Annotated in this window: 11 protein-coding genes; 9 read left to right on the forward strand and 2 right to left on the reverse strand. The window is 34.9% G+C overall.

Annotated elements, in window-relative coordinates; all coding sequences use genetic code 11:
• Position 1: 1 nt before the first annotated feature.
• Complete coding sequence (locus tag RM542_RS09575; RefSeq protein ID WP_311385524.1) at positions 2-1,057, reverse strand: hypothetical protein; 1,056 nt, start codon at positions 1,055-1,057, stop codon at positions 2-4.
• Positions 1,058-1,214: 157 nt separating this feature from the next.
• Between RM542_RS09575 and RM542_RS09580 the strand changes: the two genes are divergently transcribed.
• The 7 genes from RM542_RS09580 to RM542_RS09610 all read left to right on the forward strand — a co-directional run bounded on the left by RM542_RS09580 (position 1,215) and on the right by RM542_RS09610 (position 10,777).
• Positions 1,215-2,984 (forward strand): long-chain fatty acid--CoA ligase, encoded by a 1,770-nt coding sequence (locus RM542_RS09580; protein WP_311385525.1) that lies wholly within the window; start codon positions 1,215-1,217, stop codon positions 2,982-2,984.
• The gene (locus tag RM542_RS09585) at positions 2,984-3,232 is read left to right on the forward strand and encodes a hypothetical protein (RefSeq protein WP_311385526.1); all 249 of its coding nucleotides are present in this window, start codon (positions 2,984-2,986) and stop codon (positions 3,230-3,232) included. The genes RM542_RS09580 and RM542_RS09585 overlap by 1 nt, the downstream gene beginning before the upstream one ends.
• A gap of 89 nt (positions 3,233-3,321) precedes the next feature.
• The gene (locus tag RM542_RS09590) at positions 3,322-3,771 is read left to right on the forward strand and encodes a MarR family transcriptional regulator (RefSeq protein WP_311385527.1); all 450 of its coding nucleotides are present in this window, start codon (positions 3,322-3,324) and stop codon (positions 3,769-3,771) included.
• A gap of 14 nt (positions 3,772-3,785) precedes the next feature.
• The gene (locus tag RM542_RS09595; RefSeq protein ID WP_311385528.1) at positions 3,786-6,191 is read left to right on the forward strand and encodes a 3-hydroxyacyl-CoA dehydrogenase/enoyl-CoA hydratase family protein; all 2,406 of its coding nucleotides are present in this window, start codon (positions 3,786-3,788) and stop codon (positions 6,189-6,191) included.
• 3 nt (positions 6,192-6,194) lie between these two features.
• Positions 6,195-7,385, forward strand: a complete 1,191-nt coding sequence (locus RM542_RS09600) for an acetyl-CoA C-acyltransferase (RefSeq protein WP_311385529.1) — start codon at positions 6,195-6,197, stop codon at positions 7,383-7,385.
• Positions 7,386-7,409: 24 nt separating this feature from the next.
• Complete coding sequence (locus tag RM542_RS09605; protein WP_311385530.1) at positions 7,410-9,221, forward strand: acyl-CoA dehydrogenase family protein; 1,812 nt, start codon at positions 7,410-7,412, stop codon at positions 9,219-9,221.
• A 110-nt stretch (positions 9,222-9,331) separates the two neighbouring features.
• Complete coding sequence (locus RM542_RS09610) at positions 9,332-10,777, forward strand: aminotransferase class I/II-fold pyridoxal phosphate-dependent enzyme (RefSeq protein ID WP_311385531.1); 1,446 nt, start codon at positions 9,332-9,334, stop codon at positions 10,775-10,777.
• On the opposite strand, the gene RM542_RS09615 is transcribed toward RM542_RS09610, so the two are convergent.
• Positions 10,774-12,573 (reverse strand): glycoside hydrolase family 15 protein, encoded by a 1,800-nt coding sequence (locus RM542_RS09615; protein ID WP_311385532.1) that lies wholly within the window; start codon positions 12,571-12,573, stop codon positions 10,774-10,776. The genes RM542_RS09610 and RM542_RS09615 overlap by 4 nt on opposite strands.
• Positions 12,574-12,671: 98 nt before the next feature.
• On the opposite strand from RM542_RS09615, the gene RM542_RS09620 reads away from it, so the two are divergent.
• Both RM542_RS09620 and RM542_RS09625 read left to right on the forward strand, forming a co-directional pair.
• Positions 12,672-14,882, forward strand: coding sequence for a bifunctional alpha,alpha-trehalose-phosphate synthase (UDP-forming)/trehalose-phosphatase (locus RM542_RS09620; RefSeq protein WP_311385533.1), 2,211 nt, complete (start codon positions 12,672-12,674; stop codon positions 14,880-14,882).
• Between the two features lie 4 nt (positions 14,883-14,886).
• Positions 14,887-16,407, forward strand: coding sequence for a nuclear transport factor 2 family protein (locus tag RM542_RS09625; RefSeq protein WP_311385534.1), 1,521 nt, complete (start codon positions 14,887-14,889; stop codon positions 16,405-16,407).
• Positions 16,408-16,465 lie beyond the last annotated feature (58 nt).

A 16,465-nucleotide genomic window follows, 5' to 3' on the forward strand; every position in this document is an offset into this window, starting at 1 on the left:
ATTAATGTGAATTTTTTTGTTTAAGAACCAAAAAGTGCTTATCCATTACATTACCTAATACCATTAAATCACCATAAATAGGCGCTACAGTTGAAGCTGACATTTCTTTACCATCATTAACATAAATTGAGTTTACCGTATAATCTCCTTTATCTCGATAATTAATCTTAATAATTTCTGAAGGGGAAAATTCACGATTACCTTTAGCATATGAGCTAAATGCTAACAAGTTTGGATGGCATCCTACCAAAAGATTACCTTCCTTATCAAATTCAATATTATCAACCCCTGTTCCACAATCAATAGATTCAATATAATTTAAATCTCCATTTTCCTGTCGATTATATACGTTGATTTTAAAACTTCTAGGTGAGGCTATAAACATTAAGTTTCTGTAATAATCAAAATTGATACCATTTGCATAAGACAAATCATTGTCCACAACACGGTAATCTATACCATCAAAGTAAACCGTTTCACAATTACTAATCTCTAGGTAGTTTTCGGCCAAACGACCAATAGTATTGCTATAATAATGGTCATTGGTTACGTAGAATTTATCCTCAGAGATAGCAACAATATCATTTGGAGAATAAATGAGTTCATTACGCAGGGTATTCACATGAACCAGACTGTCTTTATGGAATAAATCATAGACTTCAATACTTTCTCCTTTGGCATGATTAATAACAAATAATCGGTGTTTAGTACTATCAATTTCTATCAAACTAATACCATGCGGCGCCAACTCCCGCTTATGAGTTTCCGTCAAAGATTGGACCCTAATAGTATCCTTTGAAAAATACATACCATATATACCCCCTTTTTTGGCTTGCCCCTCACGTTCACCAGCTCGGTCATAAGAAATAAATATGCCAAAATCTTTTCCCTCATCAATGGTGATATCTTCTACACCGGGAATGTTTATGGTCTTATATACTTCAAAATTGGTTGTATTTTCTATTGTTCTAAAAAAACCAGTTGATATGAAAATATAGAGTACATAAGGTATGATTAAGATTAGAACTAAGGTGATTGTTCTTTTTAGTTTTCGCATCGAATGGACTTTAATTTTGTGATTTTTTAAAGGTATCAGAAATAAATTAGAACTGCTATGTTGCTAGATTATCAAATAATTAGTCTTTTTTTTAGAAAAGCCATTTTAAATTACCGCTTCCTTTCCCTATTTTGCAATTTCTTAATAGAAACTTAGTATGCAAACAGTAACTAGACTCTTTGATTTTCCTTATTATCAAAAGGAACATTTTAACCAACAAAAAGCTTTGACCAGTAAAAAAGATGGTAAATGGATAAGTACTTCAACTGAAGAATATATTAATCAAGCAAATGCCGTAAGTCGAGGTTTGCTAAAACTTGGCGTAAAACCAAATGATAAAGTTGCCATTATATCCATGACCAATAGAACGGAGTGGAATATTTGCGATATTGGAATTTTACAAGTAGGAGCTCAAAATGTACCTATATATCCAACGATATCAGAAGATGATTACGAATATGTATTAAATCATTCTGAAGCTAAATACTGCTTTGTTTCTTGTCAAGAGGTCTTGGATAAAGTCCTTGCAATTAGTGGAAAGCTAAAAAAATTAAAAGATGTTTTTTCTTTTGATGAATTAGCTAATTGCGAGCATTGGTCTAAAGTCTTAGAAAAAGGAAAAGATGATAGCAACCAAGATGAGGTTGAAAAACGAATGGCTGCTGTGCAACCTGAAGATTTAGCTACCTTAATTTATACCTCAGGAACAACCGGTAGACCAAAAGGTGTAATGTTATCTCATAATAATATCGTATCGAACGTAATCGCAAGTAAATTACGAGTACCTTTTGAAGCGGGGGCCAAGGCACTAAGTTTTTTGCCGGTATGTCACATATTTGAACGAATGATTTTATATCTATACCAATACTGTGGAATTCAAATTTATTTTGCCGAAGGTTTAGATAAAATTAGCGATAACCTTAAAGAGGTTAAACCCGAAACTATGACAGTGGTTCCAAGACTATTAGAAAAGGTATATGATTCCATCATTGCTAAAGGAACAGCGCTTGATGGGATTAAGAAAAAACTATTCTTCTGGGCGGTCGAATTAGGATTAAAATATGAGCCATATGGTGCAAATGGTTGGTGGTACGAAAAACAATTAGGTCTTGCTAGGAAATTAATTTTCAGCAAATGGCAAGAAGGTCTTGGAGGAAACCTAAACACAATGGTTTCTGGAAGTGCAGCACTACAACCTAGACTAAGTCGTGTTTTTGGTGCTGCTGGAATACCTGTAATGGAAGGCTATGGCTTGACAGAAACATCTCCCGTAATTTCAGTAAATCAAGAAGATGGTATGGGTTGGAAAATTGGTTCCGTGGGGCGTATTATTAACGATGTTGAAGTAAAAATTGCTGATGATGGAGAAATACTATGTAAAGGACCTAATGTAATGATGGGTTATTACAAGGACCAGAAAAAGACGGAAGAAGTACTTAAAAATGGGTATTTTCATACCGGTGATATTGGTGAAATAGATGCTGATGGTTTTCTGAAAATCACAGACAGGAAAAAAGAAATGTTTAAAACCTCGGGAGGTAAATATGTTGCACCTCAATTATTAGAAAATCGTTTTAAACAGTCTCGATTTGTGGATCAGATTATGGTGGTTGGCGAAGGTGAAAAAATGCCAGCGGCATTGATTCAACCAAATTTTGAATTTCTGTATGCTTGGGCAGAAAGAAATAAAATATCGGTAGGTGAAAATTCCGATATTGTTCTTAATGATAAAATTATTGCGAGAATTCAAGAAGAAGTTGATGCTGCTAACGAAGACTTCGCAAAATGGGAAAAGGTTAAGCAATTTAGATTAACACCCGATGTTTGGAGTATTGATGATGGGCATTTAACACCAACTATGAAACTCCGAAGAAAAATCGTAAAAGAAAAATATATTGCATTATATAATGATATATACGGACACTAATGGCTTTTGAAAAATACACAATAGAACAACTCAAGAAATATCAGAAAACACTTTTAGTAAGTGCTGTGGTATTTTTAATTATCATGTGTATTGCGTTAGGTGTCGCACTTTATCAAATAAGCCAGAAAAAAGACTCAAGTCTTATATTTTTAGTTCCAACCGTGTTTGGGCCACTAGCTATTCTCCCTTCTGTTTTCTCTTCAATAATTGGTGGGGAACTAAAAAAACGGAAGACGGAAAAATCATAATTAAAAGGTTCATTTCTTAGAATTCGACATCAAATTTATTATGCATGCATAATAAATTTTCACTATATTTACAGTCGAATTTTTGTTCTATGAAGGATTTGACCATTGATTATGCCTTGCGAGCCACATGGCAATCAGTAATTAAAATGTACAATGAAGAAGCTAAAAACTATGGACTTACCATGGCATTAGGCTTTACATTATTAAGTATTGACCCGAAGAAAGGTACTCCTAGTACCGCTCTTGGTCCAAAAATGGGAATGGAATCTACTAGTCTTTCAAGAATTCTAAAAAATATTGAAGAAAAAGGATATATAATTCGTAAGCCTAACCCTAATGATGGTAGAGGTGTATTGATTCACTTGACTGAACTAGGCTTGAGTAAAAGAAAAGATTCTAAAGAAGTGGTTTTAAGATTCAACGACGCTGTAAAACAAGATATTGATGAGAATGATTTAGCCGGTTTTTTCAAAACAATTGGTGTCATAAACAAACTCATTTTAGATAAAAACATTTATAGAAAAACAACAACTAATTAATCCAAAGCATATTCATGAAGCGACATATCAATAAAGTTGCCGTAATAGGTTCAGGTATCATGGGAAGTGGTATAGCATGTCACTTTGCCAATATTGGGGTCGAAGTTTTATTGCTTGATATTGTTCCAAGAGAATTGAACGATAAAGAAAAAGCAAAAGGACTAACCTTAAAAGACAAAGTAGTTCGTAATCGATTGGTCAATGATTCTTTAAAAGCCGCTTTAAAATCAAAGCCTTCTCCTATTTACCACCAAAAATTTGCAGGTAGAATTTCAACTGGTAATCTAGAAGATGATATTTCTAAAATCAGCAAGGTAGATTGGATTATTGAAGTGGTTGTCGAACGATTAGATATCAAAAAAATAGTTTTTGAAAGTATCGAAAAACATAGAACTCCAGGAACATTAATTACATCAAACACCTCTGGTATACCAATTAAATTCATGAGCGAAGGTCGTAGTGACGATTTTCAGAAACATTTTTGTGGGACTCATTTTTTTAATCCTGCCCGTTATCTAAAACTTTTTGAAATTATACCTGGTCCAAAAACGGATACCGGAGTTTTAGAATTTTTGAATGGTTATGGTGAGCAATATCTAGGTAAAACCTCTGTTATTGCCAAAGACACTCCGGCCTTTATTGGAAATAGAATAGGGATTTTTAGTATCCAAAGTCTTTTTCATGCTGTAAAGGAAATGGGAATGACTGTTGAAGAGGTAGATAAGCTTACGGGACCCGTCATTGGTCGTCCGAAGTCCGCAACATTTAGAACTGTTGATGTAGTTGGTTTGGATACATTGGTACATGTAGCAAACGGAATTGCTGATAATTGCAAGGAAGACGAAAGACATGCATTGTTCGCTTTACCAGATTTTATTTCGACCATGATGGAAAACAAATGGTTAGGAAGTAAAACCGGTCAGGGTTTTTATAAAAAATCTAAAGATGCCAAAGGTAAAACCGAAATTTTAACGCTTGATTTAGATACGATGGACTATCGTTCTAAAAAAAGTGCAAAATTTGCTACGCTTGAATTGACAAAAACTATAGACAAAGTTGTTGACCGTTTCACAGTTTTAACAGGTGGTAAAGACAAAGCAGGAGCGTTCTATAGAAAAAGTTTTGGTCAGTTATTTGCCTACGTTTCTCATCGAATTCCTGAAATAACAGATGACTTATACAAAATAGATGATGCCATGAAAGCTGGTTTTGGATGGGAACATGGTCCTTTCCAAATCTGGGATGCCGTTGGTCTTGAAAAGGGCTTAGAATTTATAGGCTCAGAAAATCAAGAAGCAGCAAAATGGGTTGCTGAAATGAAAGAGGCTGGGGTTTCTTCATTCTATTCTGTAAAAGATGGCGCAACATATTTTTATGATATTCCTAAAAAGGAAATGGTCAAAATACCAGGTCAAGATTCATTCATCATATTAGATAATATACGCAAATCAAAAGAAGTCTTTAAAAACGCTGGCGTTGTTATTGAAGATTTAGGAGATGGAATCTTGAATGTTGAATTCCAATCTAAAATGAATACGATTGGAGCAGATGTTTTGACAGGCCTTAATAAGGCAATTGATTTAGCGGAAAAAGACTACCAAGGTTTAGTAATTGGTAACCAAGCTGCTAATTTTTCTGTAGGGGCTAATATCGGTATGATTTTCATGATGGCCGTTGAACAAGAATATGACGAGCTTAACATGGCTATCAAAATGTTCCAAGATACAATGATGCGTATGCGTTATTCATCTATTCCTACGGTTTCTGCGCCTCACGGAATGACATTAGGTGGCGGTTGTGAACTTTCCCTGCATGCAGATAAAGTGGTTGCTGCTGCTGAAACCTATATAGGCTTAGTGGAATTTGGTGTTGGTGTTATCCCTGGTGGAGGTGGTTCTAAAGAATTTGCACTAAGAGCATCTGACTCCTTTAGAAAAGGTGATGTTGAATTGAATGTTTTACAAGAGTATTTTCTAACAATTGGGATGGCAAAGGTCTCAACTTCTGCTTATGAAGCATATGATTTAGGAATACTTCAAAAGGGTAAAGATATTGTAGTGGTCAACAAAGACCGCCAAATTGCAACAGCCAAAGCTCATGCCAAACTAATGGCAGAAGCTGGTTATACTCAGCCACCTACTCGTAAAGATGTTAAGGTTTTAGGTAAACAGGCTCTAGGTATGTTCTTAGTTGGAACAGATTCAATGGAGGCAAGCAGGTATATCAGTGAACACGATAAGAAAATTGCAAATAAACTGGCTTACGTTATGGCTGGTGGTGATTTATCTGAACCTAGCTATGTTTCTGAACAGTATTTATTAGACATAGAAAGAGAAGCTTTCTTATCACTATGTACTGAACGAAAAACATTGGAACGTATCCAACACATGTTAAAAACTGGTAAACCTCTAAGAAATTAAAAAATGAAAACAGCATATATAGTTAAAGGATATCGTACAGCAGTTGGTAAGTCTGGTAGAGGTGGATTTCGTTTCAAAAGGGCCGATGAATTAGCTGCAGAAACCATTTCTCACTTAGTAAATCAACTTCCTGATTTCGATAAAAAACGTATTGACGATGTAATTGTTGGTAACGCTATGCCTGAGGGGTCTCAAGGTCTAAACATGGCTCGTTTAATCTCATTAATGGGGTTAGATATTGTTGATGTACCAGGTGTAACAGTTAACAGATTTTGTTCTTCGGGCCTAGAAACTATTGGTATCGCAACAGCAAAAATTCAAGCTGGCATGGCAGATTGCATAATCGCTGGCGGTGTTGAAAGTATGAGTTCCGTACCAATGACAGGTTTTAAAACTGAATTGAACTACGATATTGTAAAGTCAGGTCATGAAGATTATTACTGGGGCATGGGTAACACTGCTGAGGCAGTAGCTCAAGAATATAAGGTTTCGCGAGAGGACCAAGATGAATTTGCTTTTAACTCACATACTAAAGCTTTAAAAGCTTTAGCTGAAGATCGCTTTCAAGACCAGATTGTTCCAATTGATGTGGAACAAACTTATGTTGATGGAAATGGTAAAAAGGCCTCAAAGAAATATACGGTTACTAAAGATGAAGGGCCAAGAGCCGGAACATCTATTGAAGCATTAGCAAGACTAAGACCAGTATTTGCCGCTAATGGTAGCGTTACTGCAGGTAACTCTTCTCAAACAAGTGACGGTGCTGCTTTTGTCATGGTTATGAGCGAAGAAATGGTTAAAGAATTGAATCTTGAACCAGTTGCTCGTTTAGTAAATTATGCCGCAGCTGGAGTACCTCCTAGAATTATGGGAATTGGTCCAGTGGCTGCAGTACCAAAAGCATTAAAACAAGCAGGTTTAAAACAAGGAGATATCGAGTTAATTGAATTAAACGAGGCTTTTGCATCGCAATCGTTAGCCGTAATTCGAGAGCTAACACTTAACCCGGAAATCATTAATCCTAATGGTGGGGCAATTGCTTTAGGTCATCCACTTGGTTGCACTGGTGCTAAATTATCAGTGCAGTTGTTTGATGAAATGCGTAAGCGTAACATGCAAGGTAAACATGGCATGGTGACTATGTGTGTAGGTACGGGACAAGGTGCTGCCGGAATATTTGAATTTTTAAACTAAGAAAAAGAAATAACGACTATTACTATGAGTACTGAAACTTTAAAAAAAGAGATTTTACGTGGAGGCCAATTTTTAGTAAAAGAGGTTGATTGTGAAGATATATTCACTTTGGAAGATTTAAGTGAAGAACAAAATATGATGCGTGAAAGCACTAAAGAATTTGTTGATAGAAAACTTTGGTCACACTGGGAACGTTTTGAAAGTAAAGATTACGCATATACAGAAGAATGTATGCGTGAGGCAGGGGAATTAGGGCTTTTAAGTATTGCTGTTCCTGAAAAATACGAAGGTATGGGCATGGGGTTTGTTTCTACCATGTTGGTTTGTGATTATATTTCTGGCGCAACTGGTTCTTTTAGCACTGCATTTGGCGCACATACTGGTATTGGCACAATGCCTATTACGCTTTATGGTACCGAAGAACAAAAACTAAAATATGTGCCAAAGTTGGCCACTGGTGAATGGTTTGGAGCTTATTGTTTAACAGAACCTGGTGCTGGTTCAGATGCTAACTCTGGAAAAACAAAAGCGGTACTTTCAGAAGACGGAAAACATTATAGTATTACAGGACAAAAAATGTGGATTTCAAATGCCGGTTTCTGTAATCTTTTTATAGTTTTTGCAAGAATAGGTGATGATAAAAACATAACAGGCTTTATTGTTGAAAATGACCCAAGTAATGGGATAACTTTAGGAGACGAAGAGAAAAAATTAGGGATTCATTCCTCCTCCACTCGTCAAGTATTCTTTAACGAAACCAAAGTTCCTGTTGAGAATATGCTTTCAGAGCAAGGAAATGGATTTAAAATCGCCATGAATGCTTTGAACGTAGGTCGTATAAAATTGGCTGCAGCCTGTTTAGATGCTCAGCGAAGAGTTGTTAATGAAGCAACTAAATATGCTAACGAACGAATTCAGTTCAAGACGCCTATTATGAATTTTGGTGCCATAAAAGCAAAAATAGCTGACATGACTACTAATGTTTATGTAGATGAATCAGCTTCATACAGAGCAGCTAAGAATATTGAAGACAGAATTGCTATGCGAGAAGAAGCTGGCAATACTCATCAAGAAGCAGAACTTAAAGGAGTTGAAGAGTATGCTATTGAATGTTCCATTCTGAAAGTTGCCGTTTCTGAACATGTACAACAAACAACTGATGAGGGAATTCAAATATTTGGTGGTATGGGCTTTAGTGCTGATACTCCTATGGAATCTGCATGGAGAGATGCCCGTATTTCTCGGATATATGAAGGTACCAATGAAATTAATAGAATGTTAGCAGTTGGCATGCTAGTTAAAAAAGCCATGAAAGGTCATGTTGACTTATTGGGTCCTGCAACGGCAGTTGGAGAAGAATTAATGGGAATTCCATCTTTTGATACTCCAGATTTTTCTGTGTTGTTTGCAGAAGAAAAAGACCTTGTAAAACGTTTGAAAAAAGTCTTTTTAATGGTGGCAGGAAGTGCAGTTCAAAAATTCGGACCTCAATTAGAAGAACATCAACAACTTTTAATGGCAGCTTCTGATATTTTGATTCAGGTGTATTTAGCAGAATCTGCTATTTTACGAACAGAGAAAAATGTAAAAAGATTCGGTGAAGATGTCCAGAGCACTCAAATAGCGATGTCTAAGCTTTATTTATACAGAGCTACTGATATTGTGAGTCAAAAAGGAAAAGAAGCTATAGTTTCTTTCTCTGAAGGTGATGAACAAAAAATGATGCTGATGGGCTTAAAACGCTTCACTAAATATACAAATCAACCCAACGTTGTAGCCTTACGAACTCAAATTGCTGATAGAATAGCAGCGGATAACGGGTATACCTTTGACTAATTCAAATAATGGCTTCTTTTAGAAGCGTAATTTGAGAAACCGCTCCACCTAAGGAGCGGTTTTTTTGTTTCCAACTTTGTCAGTTATCATCAAGCCATTAATTTTATAAAATGAATGATGAACTTTTTAAAAAAATATACTCACCAGAAGAATTTGAAAAGAACTCTTTAATTCTTCTAAAACAAATTAAGGCTCATATTCAAAACACGACAAGTGGGAAAGCTTTAAAAACCCTTCACTGGAACGAGCCTGAAAAAGAATTAGATTTTTGGAAATCGTTCTTAGAAAATGGTGAGAATGAAGATTTCTTTCCTGAAGTAATTAAACGTACAACACACACTCACCACCCGAAATATGTAGGACACCAAGTTTCTGCTCCTGCTCCAATTACCCTTTTAACAGCCTTCGCTAGCGCCTTACTTAACAACGGCATGGCAGTGTATGAAATGGGCATGGCTCCCTCAGCAATTGAGAAAGTAGTGACTGATGAAATATGTAAAAAAATAGGTTATGAATCTGGTTTTGGAGGGCTTTTAACTTCCGGGGGAACCTTGGCCAACTTGACAGCCTTATTATCTGCTCGGAAAGCAAAAATTTCAAACGACATTTGGAATGAAGGTTATTCAGAACCTTTGGGTGTTATGGTTTGTGAACAAGCTCATTATTGTATCGATCGTGCCGCTAAAATCATGGGACTAGGTGAAAAAGGAATCATTAAGGTGCCTGCTCAGGATAATTTTTCTATGGATACTTCTGTTTTAGAAGAATCTTATCAAAATGCAATTACCGCTGGGATTAAAATATTTGCCATAGTAGGCAGTGCACCCTCAACTGCCACAGGGGCTTATGATGATTTAATGACTATTTCAAAATTCGCAAAAGAAAAAGACCTCTGGTTTCATGTAGATGGTGCTCACGGGGGTGCTGCTATTTATTCTAATAAATACAAACACCTTCTTAATGGTATTTCTACTTCAGATTCAGTAGTTATTGATGGTCATAAAATGATGCTAATGCCCACCATAACCACAGCATTATTATTTAAAAATAAGATTCATGCTGAACTGACCTTTAATCAAAGAGCAGATTACCTACTCAATGATATTGAAGAAGATGATTGGATAAACAGTGGTAAAAAGACTTTTGAATGCACTAAAACTATGATGTGCATGCATTGGTATATTTTATTCAAGCTTTATGGTCAAGAGGTTTTCAATCAATTCGTAACGCGCCAATATGACTTAGCAAAGGACTTTGAAAAGTATTTGACTGAAAATGGAAATTTTGAAATGGCCACTTCACCGATGTCGAATATTGTGTGTTTTCGGTTTAAAGAAGAAAACTATTCCAACAATCAGTTGAATCAAATTAACAAGAATATTAGACAAGAATTACTTGAAGAAGGCGAATTCTATTTAGTTCAAACGAAACTAAATGAAAAGATTTTCTTAAGAACTAGTCTAATGAATTCTTTTACGACAAGTGACCATCTTAATCTTCTTATATCAAAAATTAAAAAGAAGGGACTAGAACAATTGGAATTTATCAAACATTAACTGATAGATTCCAAAATTTTTGCCTCACTCTGTTTGCGTGAAAAATTAATTGCACATTCAATTAAAGCTAGGTGCGAATAAGCCTGAGGGAAATTACCCAAAAGACGTTTTGTTTTAAAATCAATATCCTCGCTAAATAACCCTAAATGATTGCTATAACTTAACAATTGTTCAAAATGAGCTAGAGCCTTTTCTTCCTCGCCAATCTTGAATAGCGCATTGATAAACCAAAAAGTACAAATCGTAAATGAAGATGAAGGTAATCCAAAATCATCTTCATTTTTATATCTATAAAGTAGGCCATCATTACTTAAATCTTTCTCGATAGCTTTTACAGTACTCACAAATTTTGGGTCACGGGCATCAACAAAACCATAAGATTCCATCAATAATACAGATGCGTCTAAGTCATATGAACCATATGATTGAACAAAAGCATTAACATCTTCGTTCCAAGCGTTTTCATGTATATCAGCTTTAATTTCTTGTTCAATAGAAGTCCATTGTTCAATTTTTCGATGTTTTCCGAAAATTTTGGCAACTTTTATTGCTCTATCTATCGCTACCCAACATAAAACTTTTGAAAAAGTAAAGTGACGATCTTCACCTCTAAATTCCCAAATTCCTTTATCAGGTTCTTGCCAATGTTTATTAACTATCCAAACAATACCTTTGGTGATACTCCAAAGCTCTTCGCCATTTTCAATATCGTTACTAAACTTATTTAATTGCTCATATATAACATCCATTAATATTCCATAAATGTCATTCTGTTTTTGCTCATAAGCAGCATTACCGGTTCGCACAGGTTTAGAGCCCTTATAACCATCAAGATGCTCTAAGGTTTGTTCTGTTAATTGCTTTTCCTTGTTAATACCATACATGATTTGAAGCTTCTCATCTTTATCTGGCATTAAATCAATAATAAACTGTAAGTATCTTTTGGCAGAATTTTTATGTCCTAGTTCAGAAACCACTTTAATTACCATCGAGGCATCACGAATCCAACAGAATCTATAATCCCAATTTCTTACTTCACCAATAGTTTCTGGTAAAGATGTGGTAGGTGCAGCCAATACAGCACCAGTCTTATCAAAGGTGAGCATTTTTAACGTAAGTGCACTTCGAATAATCTCTGGATTGAACTTTTTATAAGTTGGAGTTCTATCAACCCAATCTAACCAATAAATTTTCGTGCGCTCTAGCTCAAGCGACATCTTTTCAGTGCTGGGCTTTAAAATTTTCTCGTTATAACAAACTAAAAAATAACCATCTTCTTTTAAAGTAATTTCATCGCCACTGACCACCTGATTCTTATTGAAAGAAGTATATAAAAACAATGTATCAAACTTTTCTTTATCCGTTAAACTGACGATAAAGTTATTTTTTACGTGATTAGCTGTTTCACCGATAGCATATTCTAATTTAGGGTCATATAGCACAGAGAACTTTGGGGCTCCAGAAATGTACTTTACATATCGAACTATTTCAGGTGGAGCATTATACTTACCAGTCAATTTGTGGTATCTAGGCATGAAATCATGCAGCTCAAAAATATTTTCACCATCTGAATAACGCGTAATTAAAATGGACGTATTAGGATGGTATTTTTGAGTAATCTCGTAATTATATTTGGTGATAATTTCAAAAGAACCTCCCTTTTTATCATCCAATATTTTTGCAAAAACTGAGGTAGAATCAAATTGAGGCAAACAGCACCAATCCAATGATCCTGTGTTAGAAATTAAAGCTGCACTTCTACAGTTTCCAATTATTCCGTAATTTAGGTTATCCATAGTGGGATTCTTATTTTCTGGTGGTTATTGTAGGTTTTTTCTTTCTTATTAATCGAAAAAACACCACTTTTATTACATTTTTGTTCTAAAATTTATTTATGAGTAAAACTATAATTATTTCTAATAGGCTGCCAGTACAATTGCAAATAAGTGATGGCGGCTTATCAGCAATTCCTAGTGTCGGTGGTTTAGCAACTGGTATGAAATCTGTTCATAGTGGTGGTGAAAGCCTTTGGATTGGCTGGTCTGGACTAACGGATGAAGACATTCCTAATGGCTTATCTGAAACTATAGATAGTGCTTTAAAAGAACATGGTTGTTCTAAAGTAAGGCTCACCAAGGACGATGTTGATGGATTTTACTTTGGTTTTAGTAACAGAACTATTTGGCCTCTATTCCATTATTTTCTAGAATATTCCGAGTTCGAATTAGACTTTTGGGACAGTTACAAATCTGTAAATCAGAAATTTGCAGATGCTATTTTAGAAGAATCTGGCGATGATGATATTATCTGGATACACGATTACCAACTCATGTTGGTGCCGCAGATGGTAAAGGAGAAAAGGCCTAATGCTACTATTGGTTTCTTTTTACATATTCCTTTTCCCTCTTATGAAATTTTTAGAACCCTGCCTTGGCGTGAAGAAGTTCTTGAAGGGCTTTTAGGAGCAGACTTAATAGGGTTTCATACTTATGATTATGAGAGACACTTTTTAAGTTCAGTAAGAAGATTATTAGGACTTGATGTAAGCTTTAATGACGTTTATCTTGAAAATCGAGTCATTAAAGTTGACTCTTTCCCTATGGGAATTGACTATGATAAGTTTCATGAAGCTGCTAAAAAGAGCAGTGCTTTAAAAGGTAAACAACGTTCAGATTTACAAATTAAATTAGATGAACACAAAAAATCCGCTCCAGATACCAAATTAATTGTTTCTATTGATCGTTTAGATTACAGTAAAGGAATTGCCAAAAGAATAAATGCCTTTGAGTACTTTTTAAATAAATACCCAGAATATAAAGAAAAGGTTCGTCTAATTATCTTAGCAGTACCATCAAGGTCCAATGTACCGCAATACAAGTTATTAAAACGTGAAATAGATGAATTAGTAGGTAGAATTAATGGAGAACTTTCAACCGTTAATTGGACGCCTATTTGGTATTTTTATCGTTCTCTTCCTTTTGAAAACCTGATTGACTTATATACCTCGAGTGATATAGCCTGGTTAACGCCCCTACGAGATGGCATGAACTTGGTGGCAAAAGAATACGTTGCGACCCGTACAGATAAAACAGGTGTACTTATCTTAAGTGAAATGGCGGGTTCAGCCTATGAAATGAATGAAGCTTTACTCATAAATCCGAACAATTTTGAACAACAAGCTGATACCTTAAAACAAGCCATCACCATGCCTAAAGAAGAGCAGATTGCTCGAAATATGTTTCTTCAAAATCGACTAAAGCGTTATAATGTGGAGGTCTGGGCTAATGAATTTATGAACTCATTAAAAACACAGGGGCAAGACATTGGAACCTATGTTTCTCAAAAAATGAATGATGAGATTTTAGAGGCCGTTTCTTCTAAATATAGCTCCGCAAAAAAAAGACTGTTGTTTTTAGATTATGATGGAACACTTGCAAGTTTTCATAAAGACCCTCAAAAAGCCTCTCCTGATGAAGAATTATATCAACTTTTAGATCAACTACACCATCAAGAAAGTACAACGCTCTTTCTTATTAGCGGTCGTGACAAAGAAACTTTTACACGCTGGTTTCTACCAAAAAAATACAACATGATTGTAGAGCATGGAGTTTGGATTTCAAGAGATGGCGAACAGTTTAAACTTTTAGAAAAAGTAAATGGAGAATGGATGGGAAAAATTCAACCAGTATTGGAATCTTTCGTAGATAGAACACCAGGGTCTTTTATTGAAGAGAAAAATTATTCATTAGCATGGCATTATCGAAATACAGATCCTGATTTTGGTAATAAACGGGCAACTGAACTAAATACGGTGTTGACTAGTTTAATCGGTAATGATGATATTAGTGTTCTTAACGGCAATAAAGTCATGGAAGTTAAAAGTAGTAACGTTAATAAAGGAAGGGCTTCAGTTAGGATTTTAAGTGAAGATGACTATGATTTTGTTTTTGCAATAGGTGATGATTGGACAGATGAATTCATGTTTCAAGAACTACCAGAATCGACCATAACCGTGAAAGTAGGGCTCCAAAAAACACAAGCCAAGTACCATATTGATGGTACAAAAAAGGTTCGTGAATTATTAAAACACTTTGTAAATCTATAATAGTTTGAAAAATTACATTTTTTTTCTAGTCTGTTTTATTTGTCACCAATTTATATCTGCTCAAGCTGATACTGAAATTTATCTCTTTGATTTAAGTGTTGATAATGACACAGTAATTCTTTCGAACAAGATTAATATTTCTAGTAATGCTGGGTACGATAACCAACCTTCTTTTTTCGATAATAATACAGTTCTTTTTTCGTCTACACGTAACGGACAAACTGATATTAGAAAGTATGATATTGCGACTGGCGAGACCACTTGGTTAACTGATACCACAGTTGGTAGTGAATACTCCCCTACTCGAATTGTGAATGGTAATCAAATTTCTGCGGTTCGATTAGATACAACGGGACTACAATTGCTTTATGCGTATGACATTGAAAAAGGTAACTCTAAACCTATTTTGGAAGATGCAAAAGTGGGTTATCATCTATGGTACAATAAAGACGTTTTAGTCAATACCGTTCTGATAGAGAATAGAATGGATTTAGTCGTCAGTAATTTGAAAGACGGAACTAATTATACTTTTCAGAAAAATGTAGGTAGATGTCTTCAGAAAATTCCAAATTCAAAAAATATAAGCTTTATACAAAAAGAGGGCAATCAAAATGTACTAAAGTCATTAGATCCTATTACTGGAAAAACTGATTCCATCACCAACATTTCTAATACACAAGATTATGCTTGGCATCCCATGGGCTTTGCTGTAATTGGAATGAAAAACATGCTAATGATCTTTGATTCTAAAGAACTTAATCAATGGGCTACGCTATACAAGTCTCAAGACAAGAATGTTCAAAAAATTTCAAGATTGGCGATTTCGCCAAATGGCAATAAAATTGCCATAGTTTCTGAAGTATCACACGAATCATTAATTGATAAACAATTTCAATCATTTAACAAAAGAGATCTAGATGCCTTTGTTTCATGCTTTTCAGAAAATGTTGTGGTTGCCAATTTTCCGAACAAAACCTTATTCACTGGAATTGAAAATCTTAGAAAGGACTATCAAAATTATTTTGATAATGATAGTGAAACTAAAGTAGATGTCGTATCTAGAATTATTGTGGGTGATATAGTAATTGATAAAGAACTAGTGCTTAACTCTTCCAACAAAAAGAAACAAGCTGCAATTTATAAAATTCAAAACGGTAAAATTAAATCCATGACTATGGTTTATGGCAAGGGTAATGAAAAACAAGCTGAACAAATTGTTGATGAACAACTCGTCGCTTACAATTCGAGAAATATTGATGCCTTTTTAGAAACCTACAGTGAGGATGTAGAATTATATAGTTTCCCTAATAATCAAACCTCAATAGGTCAAGAAGCCATAAGACAAGGTTATGAGGGGTTTTTCGATGCAACACCCGATTTAAACTGCGAAATAAAAAACAGAATTATTATTGGTAATAAAGTAATAGATCAAGAGGACATCACGGCTAACGGTGGTAGTTTTGAAGCAATTGCCATTTATGAAATTGAAAATGGTAAAATTGCGAAAGTAACTTTTGTTAAATAAAGCTTTTTAACGCCGCCTTCTAACGTCTATTTTTTTGAGGCGATAAATACGCTCTTAC

The sequence above is a fragment of the Croceitalea sp. P059 genome (assembly GCF_031846365.1).
Classification (GTDB): domain Bacteria; phylum Bacteroidota; class Bacteroidia; order Flavobacteriales; family Flavobacteriaceae; genus Croceitalea; species Croceitalea vernalis.